General features: G+C 73.0%; 17 protein-coding genes and 1 pseudogene. 15 read left to right on the top strand and 3 right to left on the bottom strand.

Annotated features, from left to right (window positions below; all coding sequences use genetic code 11):
- Positions 1 to 296 precede the first annotated feature (296 nt).
- The 5 genes from IE251_RS42340 to holA all read left to right on the top strand — a co-directional run bounded on the left by IE251_RS42340 (position 297) and on the right by holA (position 6,444).
- Positions 297 to 1,010, top strand: a complete 714-nt coding sequence (locus IE251_RS42340; RefSeq protein WP_434095167.1) for a ComEA family DNA-binding protein — start codon at positions 297 to 299, stop codon at positions 1,008 to 1,010.
- Positions 1,007 to 3,769, top strand: a complete 2,763-nt coding sequence (locus IE251_RS32260) for a ComEC/Rec2 family competence protein (protein ID WP_189756490.1) — start codon at positions 1,007 to 1,009, stop codon at positions 3,767 to 3,769. The genes IE251_RS42340 and IE251_RS32260 overlap by 4 nt, the downstream gene beginning before the upstream one ends.
- Before the next feature lie 187 nt (positions 3,770 to 3,956).
- Complete coding sequence (locus IE251_RS32255; RefSeq protein ID WP_189756489.1) at positions 3,957 to 4,838, top strand: YceI family protein; 882 nt, start codon at positions 3,957 to 3,959, stop codon at positions 4,836 to 4,838.
- Between the two features lie 283 nt (positions 4,839 to 5,121).
- Positions 5,122 to 5,367, top strand: a complete 246-nt coding sequence (locus IE251_RS32250) for a hypothetical protein (protein ID WP_030777274.1) — start codon at positions 5,122 to 5,124, stop codon at positions 5,365 to 5,367.
- Between the two features lie 87 nt (positions 5,368 to 5,454).
- On the top strand, positions 5,455 to 6,444 hold the full coding sequence (gene holA, locus IE251_RS32245; protein WP_030777269.1) for a DNA polymerase III subunit delta: 990 nt from the start codon (positions 5,455 to 5,457) through the stop codon (positions 6,442 to 6,444).
- Between the two features lie 304 nt (positions 6,445 to 6,748).
- Here holA and rpsT read toward each other — a convergent pair whose 3' ends face one another.
- A complete protein-coding gene (gene rpsT / locus IE251_RS32240) occupies positions 6,749 to 7,015 on the bottom strand; it encodes a 30S ribosomal protein S20 (RefSeq protein WP_030777267.1) in 267 nt (88 codons plus the stop codon).
- 226 nt (positions 7,016 to 7,241) lie between these two features.
- Here rpsT and lepA point away from each other — a divergent pair, with 226 nt between their 5' ends.
- The 5 genes and pseudogenes from lepA to IE251_RS32215 all read left to right on the top strand — a co-directional run.
- Entirely contained in the window at positions 7,242 to 9,116 is a 1,875-nt protein-coding gene (gene lepA, locus IE251_RS32235) for a translation elongation factor 4 (protein WP_189756488.1), read from the top strand.
- Between the two features lie 264 nt (positions 9,117 to 9,380).
- The gene (locus tag IE251_RS32230) at positions 9,381 to 11,255 is read left to right on the top strand and encodes an AMP-dependent synthetase/ligase (RefSeq protein WP_189756487.1); all 1,875 of its coding nucleotides are present in this window, start codon (positions 9,381 to 9,383) and stop codon (positions 11,253 to 11,255) included.
- A gap of 196 nt (positions 11,256 to 11,451) precedes the next feature.
- Positions 11,452 to 13,269 (top strand): SpoIIE family protein phosphatase, encoded by a 1,818-nt coding sequence (locus IE251_RS32225; RefSeq protein WP_189756519.1) that lies wholly within the window; start codon positions 11,452 to 11,454, stop codon positions 13,267 to 13,269.
- Between the two features lie 40 nt (positions 13,270 to 13,309).
- A complete protein-coding gene (hemW, locus tag IE251_RS32220; protein WP_189756486.1) occupies positions 13,310 to 14,542 on the top strand; it encodes a radical SAM family heme chaperone HemW in 1,233 nt (410 codons plus the stop codon).
- Between the two features lie 141 nt (positions 14,543 to 14,683).
- Positions 14,684 to 14,932 (top strand): annotated as a pseudogene (locus IE251_RS32215) (Uma2 family endonuclease); the annotation flags it as partial.
- Here IE251_RS32215 and IE251_RS32210 read toward each other — a convergent pair.
- Together IE251_RS32210 and IE251_RS32205 are read right to left on the bottom strand one after the other, a co-directional pair.
- Complete coding sequence (locus tag IE251_RS32210; protein ID WP_189756485.1) at positions 14,910 to 15,725, bottom strand: DUF3097 domain-containing protein; 816 nt, start codon at positions 15,723 to 15,725, stop codon at positions 14,910 to 14,912. The pseudogene IE251_RS32215 and the gene IE251_RS32210 sit on opposite strands and share 23 nt — an antisense overlap.
- A 68-nt stretch (positions 15,726 to 15,793) precedes the next feature.
- Positions 15,794 to 16,516 (bottom strand): MBL fold metallo-hydrolase, encoded by a 723-nt coding sequence (locus IE251_RS32205; RefSeq protein ID WP_189756484.1) that lies wholly within the window; start codon positions 16,514 to 16,516, stop codon positions 15,794 to 15,796.
- A gap of 161 nt (positions 16,517 to 16,677) precedes the next feature.
- Between IE251_RS32205 and hrcA the strand changes: the two genes are divergently transcribed.
- The 5 genes from hrcA to IE251_RS32180 all read left to right on the top strand — a co-directional run bounded on the left by hrcA (position 16,678) and on the right by IE251_RS32180 (position 21,292).
- Positions 16,678 to 17,694 carry a heat-inducible transcriptional repressor HrcA gene (gene hrcA, locus IE251_RS32200; protein ID WP_030604953.1) on the top strand — a complete coding sequence of 339 codons (1,017 nt, stop codon included), beginning with the start codon at positions 16,678 to 16,680 and terminating at the stop codon, positions 17,692 to 17,694.
- Entirely contained in the window at positions 17,695 to 18,831 is a 1,137-nt protein-coding gene (gene dnaJ / locus IE251_RS32195; protein ID WP_189756483.1) for a molecular chaperone DnaJ, read from the top strand.
- A 211-nt stretch (positions 18,832 to 19,042) separates the two neighbouring features.
- Positions 19,043 to 20,146, top strand: coding sequence for a nitronate monooxygenase (locus IE251_RS32190; protein ID WP_189756482.1), 1,104 nt, complete (start codon positions 19,043 to 19,045; stop codon positions 20,144 to 20,146).
- Positions 20,143 to 20,880: a 16S rRNA (uracil(1498)-N(3))-methyltransferase gene (locus IE251_RS32185; protein WP_189756481.1), complete on the top strand. Its 738-nt coding sequence runs from the start codon at positions 20,143 to 20,145 to the stop codon at positions 20,878 to 20,880. Before IE251_RS32190 ends, IE251_RS32185 begins: the two co-directional genes overlap by 4 nt.
- A 19-nt stretch (positions 20,881 to 20,899) precedes the next feature.
- The gene (locus tag IE251_RS32180; protein ID WP_189756480.1) at positions 20,900 to 21,292 is read left to right on the top strand and encodes a VOC family protein; all 393 of its coding nucleotides are present in this window, start codon (positions 20,900 to 20,902) and stop codon (positions 21,290 to 21,292) included.
- The last annotated feature ends 43 nt before the right edge of the window (positions 21,293 to 21,335 follow it).

Raw genomic sequence — 21,335 nt, 5'->3', positions numbered from 1 at the left:
GGGAGTCCGGGAACGCGCCGCCTGATCCGGTCGGCTCCGCGGGTGCGTCGGCATCGGCGGGGCGGACGGGGACGGCGCCGGGGTCGGTGCGGTCGGTGGTGCGGGAGGCTGTACGGCCGACGGCGCCGGCGAGGGCAGGCACCACGGCTGTGCCGGATCGGGGCACGGATCGCCCGCGCTCACCGGCCGACCTGGCCCCACTGTCCCCACGGCCCTCGCCGTCCGCCGCCTCGGCCGATGACGAACAGGCCGGTGGTGCGCGGTCGCCGGAACCGGAGGGACCGGGAGGGGCGGAGGTGTCCGCGGCTTTGGGCCGGCGGGAACGCGCCGGGCTTGCCCTGCGGGAGCGGATGCCGGTGTGGCTCCAGGCGCGGTACGGGGTGGAGCGGCGAGCGGTCGTGGCGCTGGCCGTGGTGCTCGTGGCCGCGGCCGTCATCGCCGGGCAGCACTTCTGGTCGGGCCGGACCCAGTCCGTGAGTGCCCCGCAAGTGGTCCGCGCCCAGGCGTCGTTCCCCAAGAAGGAGGAGACGGCGACCACGGCCGGGTCCGCCTCGGCGACACCCGGCGCGGAGATCGTCGTGGACGTCGGCGGGAAGGTCCGCAAACCGGGAATCCTGCGGCTGCCTTCTGGTGCCCGGGTGGCCGACGCGTTGCGAGCCGCGGGCGGGGTCCGGCCGGGGGTGAGCACGGAGGGGCTCAACCGGGCCCGTTTCCTGGTCGACGGCGAGCAGGTCCTCGTCGGTGTCCCCGCGGGAGCCGCCGCTCCGGCCGGCTCGGCGGCCGGGCAGCTCACCGGTGCCGCCGGCCCGGGCCCGGCCGCGCCGGTCTCCCTGAACACCGCCACCGCGGACCAGCTCGACACCCTGCCCGGAGTCGGCCCGGTACTGGCCCGGCACATCATCGACTACCGTACCCAGCACGGCGGTTTCCGCTCGGTGGACGAACTGCGCGAGGTCAACGGCATCGGCGACAGCCGGTTCACCGATCTGCGCGACCTGGTACGGCCATGAACCGCGCGCTCGACACGGCCGGCCCGGAGGCCGGGCACGAGGGGAGCGGGGCCGCGCGGACCAGCCGGGACGGCCCGCTGGACCTGCGCCTGGTCCCGCCCGCGCTCACGGCCTGGGGCACGGCCGCCCTGACCCTGGACGCTCCGGTGGCCTGGACCGCCGGGATCGTCACCTGCTGCCTGCTCGGCGGTGTCCTGCTGCTGACGGTGCGGCGAACGGGCCGGGCGGGGCCGGCGGGGAGGACGAGGCGGGCAGGGCAGACAGGGCAGACATGGCGGCCCGCGCAGACCGGGCAGCCTGGACCCACCGGGCAGGACGGACGGGCCGGGTGGGTGCGGGGCCGGTTTCGCTGGGCGCGGGCCGCCGTCGCCGCCGTGCTGCTCTGTGCCGCCGCGGCGGCCGTCTCCGCCGGACTGCACGGGGCCGACGTGCGGCGCGGGCCGGTACCCGAACTGGCCCGGCGGTTCGCGACCGTCACCGCCGAGGTCGAACTGAGCGGCGATCCCTGGCTGAGCAGCCCACGGGTGAGCGGCGATCACATGGCACCGGTGGCGGTGCTGGTGCGGGCCGAGGTGCGCAGCGTGGAGGCGGCCGACGGACGGCGGATGCGGGTGCGGACGCCCGTGCTGCTGGTCGTCGACGCGGATGTCCCGGCACCGGAGGGAAGCGCCGGGAGAAGCCGGAGTCCCGGGCCGCCGGCCGGAGCCGGCCGGCTCCGGCCGGGTGGGCGAGCCGCCTGGCTCGCGCTGCTGCCGTCCACGCGGCTCCGGGTCGGCGGCCGGCTGGCACCCGCGCTCACGGGCGGCGACCGGACGGCGGCCGTGCTACGGGTGCGCGACCGGCCGGTACCCCGGATCGTGGCGGGGCCGAGCGGACCGCAACGGCTCGCGGGCCGGCTCAGGGCGGGCCTGCGGGAGGCGACCGAGGACCTGCCGGGGGACGCGCGGGCGCTGCTTCCCGGGCTGGTCGTCGGGGACACCTCGCGGATCACGCCCGAGCTGGACCACGCCTTCGACGAGACGGACCTGGCACACGTCCTCGCCGTCTCCGGCAGCAACCTCACCGTCCTGCTCGCGTTGCTCATCGGGCCGCCGGGCCTGGCCCAACGGGCCGAACGCAGGGGCCTGGCCCCACGCCTGGGCCTCTCGCTGAGGATGACGGCCGTGCTCGCGGGGGTGCTGACGCTGGCCTTCGTGGTCGTCTGCCGGCCCGACCCCAGCGTCCTGCGGGCCGCGGTCTGCGGCGCCGTCGCACTGCTCGCCCTGGCCACCGGGCGCCGCAGATCGCTGATCCCGGCGCTCGCCACGGCCGTCCTGCTGCTGGTGCTGTACGACCCGTGGCTGGCCCGCAGTTACGGCTTCCTGCTGTCGGTGCTGGCCACCGGCGCGCTGCTGGTGCTGGCGCCGGGCTGGAGCGAGGCGTTGCGGCGGCGCCGGGTGCCCCCGAGGCTCGCCGAGGCGCTGGCGGCGGCCGCCGCGGCCCAGGCCGTGTGCGCGCCGGTCGTGGCGGTGCTGTCGGCCCGGGTGAGCCTGGTGGCGGTGCCGTGCAATCTGCTGGCCGAGGCGGCGGTCGCACCGGCCACGGTGCTGGGGTTCACGGCACTCGCGACGGCGCCCTTGCTGATGCCGGTGGCCAAGGCGCTGGCCTGGTGCGCGAGTTGGCCTGCCGGGTGGATCGCCGGGGTCGCCCGGGCGGGGGCGGCGCTGCCCGGCGCGGGTGTGGACTGGCCGGGGAGCTGGCCGGGGGCACTGGCGCTCGCGGCGGTCACCGTGGCCGTCGTGGCGGTCGGCCGGAGACTGCCGCGGCACCCCGTGTGGTGCGGACTGCTCGGAATGCTGCTCGTGCTGGCCGTGACCCGGCCGGCGCCGCTGACCCGGGTGATCACGGGCTGGCCGCCGCCCGGCTGGAGATTCGCGGTGTGCGACGTCGGGCAGGGCGACGCGACGGTGCTGGCTGCGGGCGGAGGAACGGGGGTCGTCGTGGACGCCGGACCCGATCCCGCGCTGGTCGACGACTGTCTGCGGCGGCTCGGCATCACCCGGGTCCCCCTGGTCGTCCTGACCCACTTCCACGCCGACCATGTAGCGGGCCTGCCCGGTGTCCTGCGGGGCCGCTCGGTGGCCGCGATCGAGACCACCGGACTCGCGGAACCGGCGGACCAGGCGCGGTTCGTCCGCAGGGAGGCGGCCGCGCGGCACATCCCGGTCGTGACGGCCGCCGCGGGAGAGGAACGGCGCGTCGGACCGCTGACCTGGCGGGTCCTGTGGCCCCCGCCCCAGGAAGCCAGGACGCCCTTCGGAGCCAGCACGCCTTTCGGAACGCGAACCCACGCCTCCGTACCCGGCCCGGCCTCCGTACCCGGCCCGGCCTTCCGGCCGGAAGGGCCGAACGACGCCAGTGTCACGCTGCTCGTACGCACGGGCGGACTGCGCCTGCTGCTGCTCGGGGACCTGGAACCCCCGGCCCAGCAGGCCCTGCTGCGGTCCCCGGCGGCGGCCGGCCTGGCCGGGGTGGACGCCCTGAAGGTGGCCCACCACGGCTCGGCCTACCAGGATCCCGGGCTGTTGCGCCGCGCCGCGCCCCGGGTGGCACTGGTCTCCGCCGGTGCCGACAACCCCTACGGCCACCCGGCGCCGTCGACCGTGGCCGCCCTGCGCGGCGGCGGGGCGGCGGTCCTGCGCACCGACCGGGACGGGGCGCTCGCGCTGACCGGGACCGGAGGGAGGGAAGGGGAGCTGCGGGTGACGAGTGCGCGCTGACCCGGTGCCGCATGGGACGAGTTGTGTGGCGGCTGTGTGAAATCTTGACCTGAACGACTAATTCGGATCAGTCCCGGCGCATGCAGTGGATTGCTGTGATGTGGGTCTGTGTTGCCTCGAAAGCCGCATCGGTGATCGAATGAACCTTCGGCAGTCGATCATGTCGAGGGGTACAGGGGTGTCGTGGATGTTCGGTCGCTTGTTGGGTAACCGGAGAGACCGCGTGCAACGGTCGAATCCTCTGGCGGGGGTCCGTACACCGCCGCACGCGGGAGTGCTCAGCTGCCGGGTGGTCGACCCCGTCAACGAGCCCGTGGCAGGCGCGGAGTTGACGGTCACGGACGCCATGGGCCGCCGGGTGGTGACCGGGGGCACGGACCCCTACGGCCTGTTCCTGGCCATGGTGCCGGCCGGGGAGTACCGGCTCGCGGTGGCGGCCGAGGGCTACGCGCCGTACCGGGCCACCGCGCTGGTCGGGGAGAATTCCCTTGCCTCGCTGGGCGATGTGACGCTTCAGGTGGCCCAGCCGCCGGAACCGCCGGCGCCGGGCGACTGGGACATAGAGCCCGCGCACTCCTCGATCGGCTTCACCGCACGGCACATCGGACTGGCCCGGATCCACGGGCGGTTCAACTCCTTCGCCGGGGTGGTGCGGATCGCCGAGCGGATGGAGCAGTCGGCGATGCACGTGGTGATCGACGCGGCCTCCATCGACACCGGGATCCGGATGCGTGACGACCACTTGCGGTCGGCGGATTTCCTGGACGTACAGCGGTTCCCGACGCTGGAGTTCTACAGCGACCGGTTCGTGCACAAGGGCGGCACCCGCTGGACGGTCACCGGGGCGCTGTCGTTGCACGGCGTGACCCGCACGGTCACGCTCGACACCGACTACCTCGGTGTCGGCAACGGCATGGAGGGCGAGACGCGGGCGGCCTGCCGGGCCACCACCGAGCTGCACCGGGACGACTTCACGATCAGCTGGCAGTCGATGCTGGCCCGGGGCATCGCGGCGGTCGGACCGAGCATCCGCGTCGACCTGGACGTGCAGATCGTGCCGAAGAGCTGACCGCGCGGAACCGTCCCGCCGGGGGAGAGCCTGCCCGCAGGGGCCGGACGGGATCGGGAGCACATCGAGGGGAAGGCCGGCGATCGCGTCCCGGCGGCGGAGACCGTGCGTACCGGGTGGCGGCGATCGGGCCTGCCGACGGCATCGACCGGGCGTGCTGGCGGCGGAGACCGGGCGTACTGGCGGCTCGGGCCGCGCGTACCGGCTGACCTGGGCCGACCTGGGGCAGAGGGCTGCCGGGCCCGGGCCGGAGGCCCCCCGTCGGGTGCCGGAGAATGGGCCCGTGAGCGATGTGAGACACGTGCTGGTGCTGCCCGACCGCGACGCCGCCGAGGAAGCGGCCGAGGCGCTCGGGGAGCGGTTCGGGATCGACGAGGAGCCCCGGCTCGTCCGGGACGCGCTGGCCGGTGAGGACGACGCCGAGGACGCCCAGTGGCTGGTGGTCCTGCGGGACGAGGGCGAGCGGCTCGACCCCGCCGAGCTGGACGCGTTCGCGGGGGAGTGGGACGGCTGGCGCGAGGAACCGTGACCCCGAGCCGCCCTCAGGGTCCGCTCCGGGACCGGTCGGGGTGGCGGGGCCGGTTGGCTGTCAGTGCCGCGTGGGATGCTGTAAGCGATGGCCAGGAAGACTGCGAATGACGACCCTCTCGCCCCGGTGACCGTTGCCGTGGGCCAGGAGGACCTCCTGCTCGACCGTGCCGTGCGGGAGGTGGTGGCCGCCGCCAGGGCCGCCGACGCCGACACGGACGTACGTGACCTGACCCCGGACCAGCTGCAGCCCGGCACACTCGCCGAGCTGACCAGCCCGTCGCTCTTCGCGGAGCGCAAGGTCGTGGTCGTACGCAACGCGCAGGACCTGTCCGCCGACACGGTCAAGGACGTGAAGGCGTATCTCGGTTCGCCCGCCGAGGAGATCACACTGGTGCTGCTGCACGCCGGCGGCGCCAAGGGAAAGGGGCTGCTGGACGCGGCGCGCAAGGCGGGCGCACGGGAGGTGGCGTGCCCGAAGATGACCAAGCCGGCGGACCGGCTGGCCTTCGTGCGGGGCGAGTTCCGCTCCCTCGGGCGGTCGGCCACCCCCGAAGCCTGCCAGGCGCTCTGCGACGCCATCGGGAGCGACCTGCGGGAGCTGGCCTCGGCGGTCTCGCAGCTGGTCGCCGACGTGGAGGGGACGATCGACGAGGCGATCGTCGGACGGTACTACACGGGGCGCGCCGAGGCCTCCAGCTTCACGGTCGCCGACCGGGCCGTGGAGGGGCGTACGGCGGAGGCGCTGGAGGCCCTGAGATGGTCGCTGGCGACAGGGGTGGCGCCGGTGATGATCACCAGCGCGCTGGCGCAGGGCGTTCGGGCCATCGGCAAGCTGTCCTCGGCCCGGGGCGGCCGCCCGGCCGATCTGGCGCGTGAGCTGGGCATGCCGCCGTGGAAGATCGACCGGGTGCGCCAGCAGATGCGGGGCTGGACGCCGGACGGGGTCGCGGTGGCCCTCAGGGCGGTCGCGGAGGCGGACGCGGGTGTGAAGGGCGGCGGCGACGACCCCGAGTACGCCCTGGAGAAGGCGGTCGTGGTGATCGCCCGAGCCGCCCGCTCCAGAGGCCGGGCCTGACCGAACCGGCTCCGCCTCCTGGCGCCCCGCCCCTCCCGCGCACGCCAAAGGTTCCCCAGGCATGCCAAAAGCTCCTCAGGCACGCCGACGGCAAGCACCCGAGCACCCCCAGCACCCCGAGCATGCCAAAGACCCCGGTGCCCGCCTTGGGGAAAGGCGAAGGCGCCGGGGCCGCCGGATCAAGCTTGTGGATCCACGCCCGCGTGGCGAACGCAGGCCGCGCGTGGGTCCTGGGGTGCCGGTCGGGAGCGGATGAGAGAGGGCCCGCTCTGGGTCCTTCCGGCGATCAGATCAGAAAGGAGGTTCAGCCCTTGAGGGACGAGACCTTGGAAGCAAGCGCCGACTTCTTGTTGGCGGCCTGGTTCTTGTGGATGACGCCCTTCGAGACGGCCTTGTCGAGCGCACGCGCGGCAGCGCGCTGCAGCTCGGTGGCCTTCTCCACGTCACCCGCGGCAGCGGCCTCGCGAGCCTTGCGGATCGCGGTCTTCAGAGAGGACTTGACGGCCTTGTTGCGCAGCCGGGCCTTCTCGTTGGTCTTGTTCCGCTTGATCTGGGACTTGATGTTCGCCACGAAGGAGCCTTTTCAGGTTCAGGCGCGGGGCCGCTCGGGTCCCGAACCGGTGATCCAAAATTTTCTGTCGCGCCTCGCGCTGAGAGGGCATGAGGCACAGCCATCTACAGTACCAGTGGCCCTCCGGGCAGCCCAAAACGGCTCCATGGTCCCTCTCCGTGGGACCATGGAGACTACGTAACGATCCGACCCGAGGCATAAGGCGCCTCAAGAGACAGGACCCTGCGTGCCCGCGACCCCTAACCATGTGCCCGAGCCGAGCCGTACCGACCCGGCTCTGATCCGCAATTTCTGCATCATCGCGCACATCGACCACGGCAAGTCCACGCTCGCCGACCGGATGCTCCAGCTGACCGGTGTGGTCGAGCAGCGGCAGATGCGTGCTCAGTACCTCGACCGGATGGACATCGAGCGCGAGCGCGGCATCACGATCAAGTCCCAGGCGGTGCGTCTGCCCTGGGCCCCGACCGAGGGCCCCGACCAGGGCACGACCCACATCCTCAACATGATCGACACCCCGGGGCACGTCGACTTCACCTACGAGGTCTCGCGGTCGCTCGCCGCCTGCGAGGGGACCATCCTCCTGGTCGACGCCGCCCAGGGCATCGAGGCGCAGACCCTCGCCAACCTGTACCTGGCGATGGAGAACGACCTCACGATCATCCCGGTGCTGAACAAGATCGACCTGCCGGCCGCGCAGCCGGAGAAGTTCGCCGAGGAGCTGGCGAACCTGGTCGGCTGCGAACCGGACGACGTGCTCAAGGTCTCGGCGAAGACCGGTCTCGGTGTGGACGCGCTGCTGAACAAGGTCGTCAAGGAGATCCCGGCGCCGGTCGGTGTCGCCGACGCGCCCGCCCGCGCGATGATCTTCGACTCGGTCTACGACTCCTACCGCGGTGTCGTGACGTACGTCCGTGTCATCGACGGCCAGCTCAACAAGCGCGAGCGCATCAAGATGATGTCGACCGGCGCCACGCACGAGCTGCTGGAGATCGGTGTCAACTCGCCGGAGATGCTGCCGGCCGACGGTCTCGGCGTCGGCGAGGTGGGGTACCTCATCACCGGCGTGAAGGACGTCCGGCAGTCCAAGGTCGGTGACACGGTCACCAGCCAGCACAAGGGCGCCACCGAGGCGCTCGGCGGTTACAAGGACCCGAAGCCGATGGTCTTCTCCGGTCTGTACCCGCTGGACGGCTCCGACTACCCGGAGCTGCGCGAGGCCCTGGACAAGCTCCAGCTCAACGATGCCGCGCTGGTCTACGAGCCGGAGACCTCCGCCGCCCTCGGCTTCGGTTTCCGCGTCGGCTTCCTCGGCCTGCTGCACCTGGACGTGATCCGGGAGCGGCTGGAGCGCGAGTTCGGTCTCGACCTGATCGCCACCGCCCCCAACGTGGTCTACCGCGTGGTCATGGAGGACGGCAGCGAGCACACGGTCACCAACCCGAGCGAGTTCCCCGAGGGCAAGATCAACGAGGTCTTCGAGCCGGTCGTGCGGGCCACGATCCTCGCGCCGACCGAGTTCATCGGCTCGATCATGGAGCTGTGCCAGACCCGGCGCGGCACGCTGCTGGGCATGGACTACCTCTCCGAGGACCGCGTCGAGATCCGCTACACGCTGCCGCTCGCGGAGATCGTCTTCGACTTCTTCGACCAGCTGAAGTCCAAGACCCGCGGCTACGCCTCGCTGGACTACGAGCCCACCGGCGAGCAGACCAGCTCCCTGGTCAAGGTCGACATCCTGCTGCACGGCGACAAGGTGGACGCCTTCTCGGCGATCACCCACAAGGACCAGGCGTACGCGTACGGCGTGCGGCTCGTCGCCAAACTCAAGGAGCTGATCCCCCGGCAGGCCTTCGAGGTGCCGGTGCAGGCCGCCATCGGCTCCCGGGTCATCGCCCGCGAGACCATCCGCGCCATCCGCAAGGACGTCCTCGCCAAGTGTTACGGCGGTGACATCTCCCGTAAGCGGAAGCTGCTGGAGAAGCAGAAGGAAGGTAAGAAGCGGATGAAGATGGTGGGTTCCGTGGAGGTTCCGCAGGAGGCATTCATCGCCGTGCTGTCCAGCGATGACGCTGCGGGGTCGGCCAAGGGCAAGAAGTAATCACCGGTTACGGCCGGTTACGCCCGCAAAGCGGGCATGCGGGGGCCCGTCGTGCGAAAGCGCGGCGGGCCCCCGTGCGTAGCGGACGTGACCGCGTGTCGGAAAGTGTCGGGCCGATGCCCCTTACGCGGCGGGCGGCCGCCCCTTACCCTGATCCCTGCTCGTTAGTTACTCGCGAGTTAAACAACAGTCCGCTACCCCCACCGTGAGTCAACCCAAGCCGCACCGAGCCAGCCGCACCGTCGCGGGCCCCCGGAGGATGTCGTGAGCGACACACAGACCCTGATCGAGAACCGTCCGCCGTCCGTGGCGGCCCTCTTCCTGGAGCGCGTGGCGGCCACACCGGACGCCGAGGCCTACCGTTACCCCGTTCCGCCGGCCGCGGGCGAGGGCCCCGACGACTGGGAGTCGCTCAGCTGGGCGGAGGCGGCCGAACGGGTGTACGCGATCGCGGCCGGGCTCATCGAGCTGGGCATCGAGCCCGAGCAGCGGGTGGCGCTCGCCTCCTCCACCCGTGTCGAGTGGATCCTCACCGACCTCGGCATCATGTGCGCCGGCGGTGCCACCACGACCATCTACCCGCAGACCAACGCCGACGAGTCCGCGTTCATCCTCTCCGACTCCGAGAGCCGCGTGCTGGTCGCCGAGGACGCGGCACAGCTGGCCAAGGCCGTGGCGAAGCGCCCCGAGCTGCCCGCGCTCGCCAAGGTCGTGGTGATCGACCCGGCCGGCGTGGAGACCGGCGACTGGGTGATCAGCCTCGCCGAGCTGGAGGAACGCGGCGCCGCCTACCTGGAGCAGCATCCGCAGCTGATCAAGGAGCGGGTCGGCGCGATCACCAGAGAGCAGCTCGCCACCCTCATCTACACCTCCGGCACCACCGGCCGCCCCAAGGGCGTGCGCCTGCCGCACGACAACTGGGCGTACATGGCCAAGGCGATCGCCGCGACCGGCCTGGTCACCATCGACGACATCCAGTACCTGTGGCTGCCGCTCGCGCACGTCTTCGGCAAGGTGCTCACCTCCGGCCAGATCGAGGTCGGGCACGTCACCGCGGTCGACGGCCGCGCCGACAAGATCATCGAGAACCTTCCGGTGGTGCGGCCGACGTACATGGCCGCCGTGCCCCGCATCTTCGAGAAGGTGTACAACGGCGTGGCGGCCAGGGCCCGCGAGGGCGGCGCGGCCAAGTACAAGGTCTTCCAGTGGGCCGCCGAGGTCGCCCGCGAGTACGCCAAGGTCACGCAGGACAACTTCCGCCGCACCGGTGTCGCCTCGGCACCGTTCGGGCTGGCCGCGAAGCACAAGGTGGCCGACACCCTCGTCTACGCCAAGCTCCGCGAGGCCTTCGGCGGCCGGCTGCGCGCCTGTGTCTCCGGCGCCTCCGCGCTCGCGCCGGAGATCGGCTACTTCTTCGCCGGCGCCGGCATCCACATCCTGGAGGGCTACGGCCTGACCGAGACCTCCGCCGCCTCCTTCGTCAACCCCGGCGAGGCCTACCGCACCGGCACGGTCGGCAAGCCGCTGCCCGGCACCGAGGTCCGCATCGCCGACGACGGCGAGGTCCTGCTGCGCGGCCCCGGCATCATGCAGGGCTACCACCAGCAGCCCGAGAAGACCGCCGAGGTGCTGGAGTCCGACGGCTGGTTCCACACCGGCGACATCGGCGAGCTGTCGCCCGACGGCTATCTGCGCATCACCGACCGCAAGAAGGACCTCATCAAGACCTCCGGCGGCAAGTACGTCGCGCCGGCCGAGATCGAGGGCCAGTTCAAGGCGGTGTGCCCGTACGTGTCCAACATCCTCGTGCACGGCGCCGACCGGAACTACTGCACCGCCCTGATCGCCCTGGACGAGCCCGCGATCCTGCAGTGGGCGAAGGAGAACGGCCTGGAGGGCAGGTCGTACGCCGAGGTCGTCGCCGCGCCCCAGACGGTGGAGCTGATCGACGGGTACGTGCGGCAGCTCAACGCCGGGCTCCAGCGCTGGCAGACCGTCAAGAAGTTCCGGCTGCTGCCGCGCGACCTCGATGTGGAGCACGGCGAGATCACGCCGAGCCTGAAGCTGAAGCGGCCGGTGGTGGAGCGGGCGTACAAGGGCCTGATCGACGAGATGTACGCCGGCACCAGGGAGGCGTAGACGGCGGGGGCGTCCGCGGGCCGCCCACGGTTTCGCGCCACGCGGCGCACCCGCGTGCCGGCGCGGCCCCACGCCCCTCACGCTCACCGACGCCCGAATTTAACGCTCACCGGCGCTCGAAAGGTTCCGTCTTCCGGTCAGTTCCGTGACTCGGCGCTTATAGGCGGGTCCGGTCTGTCACCCTGGCCGCATGGACATGGCGGCCATACCCGCACAGCGGGACAGCGAGTCCCAGCCAGAGGCGGCACGGGGGCGGGCCACGCTGCCCGGCAGCCCCCTCGCCCCGGGGTCGGCCCGCGCGCTGGTGCGGACCGCGCTGGCCGAGGCGCCCGGCGTCCCGGCGCGGCTCGCCGACGACGCGATGGCGGTCGTCAGCGAGCTGGTCACCAACGCCGTCGTACACGCCGGCACGGACGTGCACGTCGAGTGGCGGCTGGAGGAGAGCGGCGCGTTCGTGATCGAGGTGTGCGACCGGCACCCCTCCCGCGCCCCACGGGAAACCGGCGGCGAGGCGCCGTACGACACCCCCGAGTACGGGCGCGGGCTGCGGCTCGTCGCCACGCTCGCCGAATCCTGGGGCGTCACCTACCGCGCCGGCGCCAAGACCGTCTGGGCCCGGCTGCCCCCGGGCGGCAGCGACGCCCCGGACGACCCCGCCCCCGGGCCCGCCCTGGAGGCCGCCGAGGACCTCGCCCCGCGGCCGCGGCGCGCCGACGGCGACCGGGACTGGCTGGGCCGGGGCGCCCTGTCCTTCCTCGCCGAGGCATCCGACCTGCTCGCCGGACAGCTCGACGAGAACCTGGTCGCCGCGCTCACCGGCCAGCTGATCGTGCCCCGGCTCGCCGACTGGTGCGCGATCTGGCTGGAGGACGAGGCGACCGTCCGCGGCGGCGCCCGCGACGGCCCCGCCCGGGTCTGGCACACCAGCGAGGCCCGCATCGAGGAGCTGCGCGCCGCGCTGGAGAAGGAGCCGCCGCGCCCGCCGGACGCGACGCGCTCCGGTCCCGAGCCCCACCCCTGGCCCGGCCACGCGCTCGGCCCGCACGGCACCGACGGCACGGCGCTGGCCTACCGGCTGGTCGCGGGCGGCCGGCCGCTCGGCACGCTGGTCATCGGCCGGTGCGGGCCGGCCGGCTTCCCCGACGAGATCACCGGCCTGGTGGAGGACCTGAGCCGACGGGTCGCCCTGGCCATCGGCGCGGCCCGCCAGTACGCCCGCCAGGCCACCATCAGCGCCGTGCTCCAGCGCGGTCTGCTGCCCGGCGCGGTCGCCGAGATCCCCGGCGTGCGCAGCGCGCTCGTCTACGAACCCTGCGACCAGGGCGGCCCCAGCGGCGACTTCTACGACCTGTTCCCGGCGGGCGACGGACGCTGGTGCTTCGCCGTCGGCGACGTCCAGGGCAAGGGCCCCGAGGCGGCCGTGGTGATCGGCCTCGCCCGGCCCTGGCTGCGGCTGCTCGCCCGCGAGGGGTACGGCGTCGCCGACGTCCTGGACCGCCTCAACCAGCTGCTGCTGGACGACGCCACCGAGGCGGCCGACGCCGCCGCCCGCGCCCTGGTCGCCGCGGGCGGCCGGCCGCCGGGCCTCGGGGACGGCCCGCAGACGCGCTTCCTCTCCCTCCTCTACGGCGAGCTGACCCCGCACGCCGGCGGGGTCCGCTGCACCCTCGCCTCCGCCGGTCACCCGCTGCCGCTGCTCCTCGCCCCGGACGGCACCGTGCGCACCGTCGCCCGCCCTCAGACCCTGCTCGGCGTGGTGGAGGACGAGACGTACACCAGCGAGACCGTGGAGCTGCGGCCCGGCGACAGCCTGCTGTGCGTCACCGACGGGGTGACCGAGCGGCGCTCCGGCAGCCGCCAGTTCGACGACGGCGACGGCCTCGCCCACGCCCTGTCCGGCTGCGCCGGGCTCGGCGCCGAGCTGATCGCGGAGCGCATCCGCCGCCTGGTCCACGACTTCGGCACGGACCTGCCCGGGGACGACCTGGCCCTGCTGGTGCTCCAGGCCGAGTGACGCGGCCGCGCAATGCCCGCGGTGCTGGACAATGGAAGGCATGCCTTCCGCACTCCCCGACGGCGAGCCCGTCCCCGCCGACGGCGCGCTGCCCGGCTCCGCGCTCGCCGGGGCCGCCGCCCGCCCGCTCGGTTTCTATCTGCACGTCCCGTACTGCGCGACCCGCTGCGGCTACTGCGACTTCAACACCTACACCGCGACCGAGCTGCGCGGCACCGGCGGAGTGCTCGCCTCCCGGGACAACTACGCCGACACCCTCGCCCAGGAGATCCGGCTCGCGCGGAAGGTGCTGGGCGACGACCCCCGAGAGGTCCGTACGGTGTTCGTCGGGGGCGGTACGCCGACGCTGCTGGCCGCCGATGACCTGGTACGGATGCTGGCGACGATCCGCGAGGAGTTCGGACTCGCGCCGGACGCGGAGATCACCACGGAGGCGAACCCGGAGTCCGTCGACCCCGCCTACCTGGCCACCCTCCGCGAGGGCGGCTTCAACCGGATCTCCTTCGGCATGCAGAGCGCCCGGCAGCACGTGCTGAGGGTCCTGGACCGCACCCACACCCCCGGCCGCCCCGAGGCGTGCGTGGCGGAGGCCAGGGCGGCGGGCTTCGAGCACGTGAACCTGGACCTGATCTACGGCACGCCGGGGGAGAGCGACGACGACTGGCGGGCCTCGCTGGAGGCCGCCCTGGGCGCCGGGCCCGACCACGTCAGCGCCTACGCGCTCATCGTGGAGGAGGGCACCCAGCTGGCCCGCCGGATCCGCCGGGGCGAGGTCCCGATGACCGACGACGACGTGCACGCCGACCGGTACCTGATCGCCGAGGAGACGCTGAGCCGGGCGGGCTTCGAGTGGTACGAGGTCTCCAACTGGGCCACCTCCGAGGCGGGCCGCTGCCTGCACAACGAGCTGTACTGGCGCGGCGCCGACTGGTGGGGCGCCGGACCGGGGGCGCACTCGCACGTGGGCGGCGTGCGCTGGTGGAACGTGAAGCACCCCGGCGCGTACGCGGCGGCGCTCGCCGACGGACGCTCTCCGGGCGCCGGCCGCGAGATCCTCTCCGACGAGGACCGCCGCGTGGAACGCATCCTCCTGGAACTGCGGCTGCGCGAGGGCGTCCCCCTGTCCCTGTTGAAGGAGGAGGGCCTCGCGGCCTCCCGCCGCGCCCTGGCGGACGGACTCCTCCAGGAGCAGCCCTACGAGGAGGGCCGGGCCGCGCTGACCCTGCGGGGGCGGCTGCTGGCGGACGCGGTGGTGCGGGACCTGGTGGACTGATCACTCGGGTGAGTGAATCCCCCCGGAGCGCCCGTTCGGTCCCTAACCTGGTTCGTAGGCTGCCGCCAAAAGGACGCGGCGGATGTGGAGGCCACGGAGATGACCGCTGTGGACGAGCGTGGAATGGCCAGGTACCTCGACGAGATCGACTACGTGGTCAAGCGCTCGATCTACGCGGCGGGCGGAATCCCCGCCTACCTCGTCATCGACCCGATCATGGCGCAGTGCGTCCTGCTGACGAAGCCCGCGGGTCAAGGGGAGGACGCCGACTACCACGCTCAGGAAATCATCAAGTTCGGCGAGCCGGTCCCGATGGACGATCTCGGGCTCGAACTCGACACCAGCGAGTTCGGAACCTTTCCGGACGTCAGGCCCCACCGCTACCCGTGACGAAGTCGATCAGTTCCTCCACGCGGCCCAGCAGTTCCGGCTCCAGGTCCTTGTAGGACCCCACCCGTTTCAGGATCGCCTGCCACACCGCGCCGGTGTTCTCCGCCGGCCAGCCCAGTGCCCGGCACACGCCCGTCTTCCAGTCCTGGCCCTTCGGGACCGTGGGCCATGCCTCGATGCCCAGGGAGGACGGTTTCACCGCCTGCCAGATGTCGATGAACGGGTGACCGACCACCAGGGCGTGCTCGCTGGTGACCGACTGGGCGATCCGCCATTCCTTGGTGCCCGGCAGCAGGTGGTCCACCAGGACGCCCAGGCGGGCGTCGGGGCCCGGGGCGAAGGACTCCACGACGGCCGGCAGGTCGTCCACGCCCTCCAGGTACTCCACGACCACGCCCTCGACGCGCAGGTCGTCGCCCCAGACCTTCTCGACCAGCTCGGCGTCGTGCCGGCCCTCCACGTAGATGCGGCCGGCGCGGGCCACGCGCGCGCGTGCCTGGGGGACGGCGATCGAGCCGGACGCCGTACGGGTGGGGCGGGCCGGGGCCGAGGCCGGGCGGACCAGGGTGACGACCCTGCCCTCCAGCAGGAAGCCGCGCGGTTCCAGCGGGAAGACGCGGTGCTTGCCGAAGCGGTCCTCCAGGGTCACCGTGCCCGCCTCGCAGCGGATCACCGCGCCGCAGAACCCGGTGCCCGCCTCCTCCACCACCAGCCCCGGGTCGGCCGGGACCTCCGGCGCCGGTCGCGGTTTCTTCTTCCACGGAGGGGTGAGGTCGGCGGAGTACTGGCGCATTCGGATGACGATAGGAGAAGCCGCGCCGTGACAAGCGCGACACGCCGGAACGTGAAGGGAACCGCCGTTCAGATCACGCCGAACCGTGCCGCCAGCTCGTCCCGTTGACGTCGTACGAACGCCGCGTCCACCGCCGCCCCGTGACCGGGCACGTACACCGCGTCCTCGCCGCCCAGCGCCAGCAGCCGGTCCAGGGCGTCCGGCCAGCGGGCGGGGACCGCGTCCGGGCCGGCCTGGGGCTCGCCGGACTCCTCCACCAGGTCGCCGCAGAAGACGACCTCCGGGGAGCCGGGGATCAGCACCGCGAGGTCGTGGGCGGTGTGGCCCGGGCCCACGTTGGCCAGCAGCGCCTGGCGGCCGCCGCCGAGGTCCAGCGTCCACTCCCCGGACACCAGGTGCCGGGGGGTGACCAGCGCGTCCACCGCCTCGTCGGCGTCGGCGACCGGCAGCCCGTTGCGCACCGCGTCCAGCCGCAGCTCCGCCCGCTCGAAGGCGAACACCGCGTCCAGGCCGACCGCCCTGTACACCTCCGCCCCGGCGAACACCGCCGCGCCGAAGACATGGTCGAAGTGCGGATGGGTGAGCGCGAGATGGGTCACACGGCCACCCGCCAGCTCCTCGGCCCGCGCGCGCAGCCGGACCCCCTCCGCCAGGCTCGAACCGGCGTCCACGAGCAGCGCCGTCCCCTCGCCCACGACCAGCCCCGCCGTGCAGTCCCAGCCCGGCAGCCGGCACCGCCCCACCCCGGCCGCCAGCCGTTCCCACCCCAGCTCTTCCCAAGTCACGCTCATACCCGCGACGCTAGCGGTACGACCCGGTACGGCGGCCCGACCTTGCCCAGGGTGTACCCGACGGCCGTACACTGGGCCGGGGAATGCTGGCACTCGCGTGGGAAGAGTGCCAGGCGGACGACCCGACGGGACGAGGGACGACGTGCTGGAGGTGCGCGCGAATGCTGAGTGAACGCAGGCTTCAGGTACTGCGCGCCATCGTCCAGGACTATGTGGGCACCGAGGAGCCGGTCGGTTCCAAGGCGCTCACCGAGCGGCACAACCTCGGCGTCTCCCCGGCCACCGTCCGCAACGACATGGCGGCCCTGGAGGACGAGGGGTACATCGCGCAGCCGCACACCAGCGCGGGGCGCATCCCCACCGACAAGGGCTACCGCCTGTTCGTGGACAAGCTCGCGGGCGTGAAGCCGATGACCGCGCCCGAGCGGCGGGCGATCCAGAACTTCCTGGAGGGCGCCGTCGACCTCGACGACGTCGTGGCGCGCACGGTGCGGCTGCTCGCGCAGCTGACCCGGCAGGTCGCCGTCGTGCAGTACCCGTCGCTGACCCGGTCCACGGTCCGGCACGTGGAGCTGCTCTCCCTCGCCCCGGCGCGCGTGATGCTCGTGCTGATCACCGACACCGGCCGGGTCGAGCAGCGTATGGTCGACTGCCCGGCCCCGTTCGGCGAGGCATCGCTGGCGGATCTGCGGGCCCGGCTGAACAGCAGGGTCGCGGGCCGCCGGTTCACCGATGTGCCGATGCTGGTCGAGGACCTGCCGGACGCCTTCGAGCCGGAGGACCGAGGTACGGTCTCCACGGTGCTCTCCACCCTGCTGGAGACACTCGTGGAGGAGAACGAGGAGCGGCTGATGATCGGCGGTACCGCCAATCTCACCCGCTTCGGGCACGACTTCCCCCTCACGATCAGGCCCGTCCTGGAGGCACTGGAGGAGCAGGTCGTGCTCCTCAAGCTCCTCGGCGAGGCGAAGGACCCCGGCGTGACCGTGCGCATCGGCCACGAGAACGCCCACGAGGGACTCAACTCCACGTCCGTCGTGTCGGTCGGTTACGGTTCGGGCGGCGAGGCGGTTGCCAAGCTCGGCGTGGTCGGACCGACCCGCATGGACTACCCGGGAACGATGGGAGCGGTACGCGCAGTGGCACGGTACGTCGGACAGATCCTGGCGGAGTCGTAAGTGGCCACGGACTACTACGCCGTTCTCGGCGTGCGCCGCGACGCGTCGCAGGATGAGATCAAGAAGGCGTTCCGGCGGCTCGCGCGCGAGCTGCACCCGGACGTCAACCCGGATCCGAAGACCCAGGAGCGGTTCAAGGAGATCAACGCCGCTTACGAGGTGCTGTCGGACCCGCAGAAGAAGCAGGTCTACGACCTCGGCGGCGACCCGCTCTCGCAGTCCGGCGGCGCCGGCGCGGGCGGCTTCGGGGCCGGCGGCTTCGGCAACTTCTCCGACATCATGGACGCGTTCTTCGGTACGGCGTCGCAGCGCGGGCCGCGCTCGCGCACCCGGCGCGGCCAGGACGCGATGATCCGGATCGAGGTCGAGCTGGACGAGGCGGCCTTCGGGACGACCAAGGACATCCAGGTCGACACCGCCATCGTCTGCAACACCTGCAACGGCGAGGGCGCGGCCCCCGGCACGTCCGCCCAGACGTGTGACATGTGCCGCGGCCGGGGTGAGGTCTCGCAGGTCACCCGGTCCTTCCTGGGCCAGGTCATGACCTCCCGGCCGTGCCCGCAGTGCCAGGGCTTCGGCACGGTCGTGCCGACCCCGTGCCCGGAGTGTGCCGGTGACGGCCGCGTGCGCTCCCGCCGTACGCTCACGGTGAAGATCCCGGCCGGTGTCGACAACGGCACCCGGATCCAGCTGGCGGGCGAGGGCGAGGTCGGCCCCGGCGGCGGCCCGGCCGGCGACCTGTACGTGGAGATCCACGAACTGCCGCACCCGACCTTCCAGCGGCGCGGCGACGACCTGCACTGCACGGTCACCATCCCGATGACGGCCGCGGCGCTCGGCACCAAGGTCCCGCTGGAGACCCTGGACGGCATGGAGGAGGTCGACATCCGGCCCGGCACCCAGTCCGGCCAGTCGATCCCGCTGCACGACCGCGGTGTCACGCATCTGCGCGGCGGCGGCCGGGGCGACCTGGTCGTGCACGTCGAGGTGCAGACCCCGACCAAGCTGGACCCCGAGCAGGAACGCCTGCTGCGCGAACTGGCCAAGCTCCGCGGCGAGGAACGGCCCCAGGGCCAGTTCCAGCCGGGGCAGCAGGGCCTGTTCTCGCGACTGAAGGACGCGTTCAACGGCCGCTGACGTCGGCTGAGCGGGGCGGCCGGGGGTCCGGGGGTCGCCCCCCGGGCAGGCACGGCAGCCGGGGCAGCAGGGCCTGTTCTTGCGGCTGAAGGACGCGTTCAACGGCCGCTGAGCCATGTGGGCGCCTCCGGGGTGTGCCGGGGGCGTCTCAGGGTCGTTCCGGGGGATGCCCCGATTCCGGCCGGTCGGAAGGACGTGACACCATGCGGTCATGTCCTCCGCGCTGACCGATCTCTTTCCCCTCCCGATCGTGCAGGCACCCATGGCGGGCGGAGTCTCCGTCCCGCAGCTCGCCGCCGCCGTCTGCGAGGCCGGCGGCCTCGGGTTCCTCGCCGCCGGGTACAAGACCGCCGACGGGATGTACCAGGAGATCAAGCGGTTGCGCGGGCTCACGGGCCGCCCGTTCGGCGTCAACGTGTTCATGCCGCAGCCCGAGCTCGCGGAGTCCGGCGCCGTCGAGGTCTACGCCCACCAGCTGGCCGGCGAGGCCGCCTGGTACGAGACCGAGCTGGGCGACCCGGACGGCGGCCGGGACGACGGCTACGACGCCAAGCTCGCCGTCCTGCTCGACGACCCGGTCCCGGTGGTCTCCTTCCACTTCGGCGTGCCGGACCGCGAGGTCATCGCGCGGCTGCGCCGGGCCGGGACGCTCACCCTGGTCACCGCCACCACCCCGGAGGAGGCCCGCGCGGTCGAGGCGGCCGGGGCGGACGCGGTGATCGCGCAGGGCGTGGAGGCCGGCGGCCACCAGGGCACCCACCGCGACTCGTCCGAGGACGACGGCGCCGGCATCGGGCTGCTGTCGCTTCTCGCGCAGGTCCGCGAGGCCGTGGACATCCCGGTCGTCGCCGCCGGCGGCATCATGCGCGGCGGCCAGATCGCCGCCGTCCTCGCGGCCGGCGCCGACGCGGCCCAGCTCGGCACCGCCTTCCTCGCCACCGACGAGTCCGGCGCGCCCGACCCGCACAAACGGGCGCTGACCGACCCCCTCTTCGCGCGCACCCGGCTGACCCGCGCCTTCACCGGCCGCCCGGCCCGCTCCCTGGTCAACCGCTTCCTGCGCGAGCACGGCCCGTACGCCCCCGCCGCCTATCCGGACGTCCACCACCTCACCTCGCCGCTGCGCAAGGCCGCCGCGAAGGCCGGTGACGCGCAGGGCATGGCGCTGTGGGCGGGACAGGGCCACCGGATGGCCCGGGAGCTGCCGGCCGGACGGCTGGTGGAGGTGCTGGCGGCGGAACTCGCCGAGGCCCGGACAGCGTTGTCGGACGCATCCCGTGAGGACGAGTCCCGTAAGGGGGGTGAGGGCGCGTGACCGCTCCCGTCTTCGTGGTGGAGCACTTCGAGCCGGACGGCGACCGGTACGTCCTGGAGGGCGCCGAGGGCCGCCACGCCGTCTCCGTGAAGCGGCTGCGGCCCGGCGAGGATGTCGTCCTCACCGACGGCGCCGGGCGCTACGCGGTGGGCGAGGTGACCGGCACCGAGGGCAAGGACCGGCTGATCGTCCGCATGGACCCGGTGACCGAGGAACCGGCGCCGAACCCGCGGATCACCGTCGTCCAGGCCCTGCCCAAGGGCGACCGCGGGGAGGTCGCCGTCGAGACCATGACCGAGGTCGGCGTCGACGCGATCGTGCCCTGGCAGGCGTCCCGCTGCATCACCCAGTGGAAGGGCGACCGCGGGCTGAAGGCCCTCGGCAAGTGGCGGGCCACCGCCCGCGAGGCCGGCAAGCAGTCCCGCCGGGTCCGCTTCCCCGAGGTCGCGGACGCGGCGACGACCAAGCAGGTGGCCGCGCTGCTCGCCCGCGCCGACTTCGCCGCCGTGCTCCACGAGAGCGGCACGGAGCGTCTGGCCACCGTCCAGCTGCCCGCCGAGGGCGAGATCGTGCTGGTCGTCGGGCCCGAGGGGGGCGTCTCCCCGGAGGAGCTGGCGCTGTTCGCCGAGGCCGGTGCCGCGCCGTACGTCCTCGGTCCGACCGTCCTGCGCACCTCCACCGCCGGCACCGCCGCCGCGGCCCTGCTGCTGGGCCGCACCGGCCGCTGGTCCTAGACCACCGCTCGGAGACACCGTGGAACTCGCCCAAGTCCGGCTCCTGGTCAGCGACTTCGCCGCCTGCTACCGCTTCTACGCCGATGTCCTCGGCCTCAAGCCGCAGTCCGGCGCCACCGGGGGGCCGTACGAGAAGTTCAGCCCGCACACCGGCTCCGCCGGGATCGCCCTCCAGGACCGCTCGATGATGGCCGGGGTCCTGGCCGAGCTGGGCGGCACCGCCACCGGGCACCGCTCCCTGGTCGTGCTGCGCGTCGACGACCTCGACGCCTACTGCGCCGGGATCACGGCCCGGGGCGCGACCCTGCTGCACGGTCCGGCGCCCATGACCGACCGCATGCGCGTGGCCCATCTGAAGGATCCGGAGGGCAACTTGGTGGAACTCCAGGAGTGGTTGCTGCTGCGCGGCTGACCGCGAGTGACCGGAAACCGGGGGCGGGCCGGGCCGGTCGCTG

The sequence above is a fragment of the Streptomyces eurythermus genome, assembly GCF_014649115.1.
Lineage (GTDB): Bacteria > Actinomycetota > Actinomycetes > Streptomycetales > Streptomycetaceae > Streptomyces > Streptomyces eurythermus.
This window is presented reverse-complemented; position numbering and strand designations above follow the sequence as displayed.

Excerpts from the sequence above, each read along its gene's own strand:
- holA (WP_030777269.1), top strand. The coding sequence starts at position 5,455 with ATGGCCAGGAAGACTGCGAATGACGACCCTCTCGCCCCGGTGACCGTT.
- IE251_RS32225 (WP_189756519.1), top strand. The coding sequence starts at position 11,452 with ATGGCGGCCATACCCGCACAGCGGGACAGCGAGTCCCAGCCAGAGGCG.
- hrcA (WP_030604953.1), top strand. The coding sequence starts at position 16,678 with ATGCTGAGTGAACGCAGGCTTCAGGTACTGCGCGCCATCGTCCAGGAC.
- IE251_RS32255 (WP_189756489.1), top strand. The coding sequence starts at position 3,957 with ATGTTCGGTCGCTTGTTGGGTAACCGGAGAGACCGCGTGCAACGGTCG.
- IE251_RS32260 (WP_189756490.1), top strand. The coding sequence starts at position 1,007 with ATGAACCGCGCGCTCGACACGGCCGGCCCGGAGGCCGGGCACGAGGGG.
- hemW (WP_189756486.1), top strand. The coding sequence starts at position 13,310 with ATGCCTTCCGCACTCCCCGACGGCGAGCCCGTCCCCGCCGACGGCGCG.
- IE251_RS32210 (WP_189756485.1), bottom strand. The coding sequence starts at position 15,725 with ATGCGCCAGTACTCCGCCGACCTCACCCCTCCGTGGAAGAAGAAACCG.
- IE251_RS32205 (WP_189756484.1), bottom strand. The coding sequence starts at position 16,516 with ATGAGCGTGACTTGGGAAGAGCTGGGGTGGGAACGGCTGGCGGCCGGG.
- IE251_RS32190 (WP_189756482.1), top strand. The coding sequence starts at position 19,043 with ATGTCCTCCGCGCTGACCGATCTCTTTCCCCTCCCGATCGTGCAGGCA.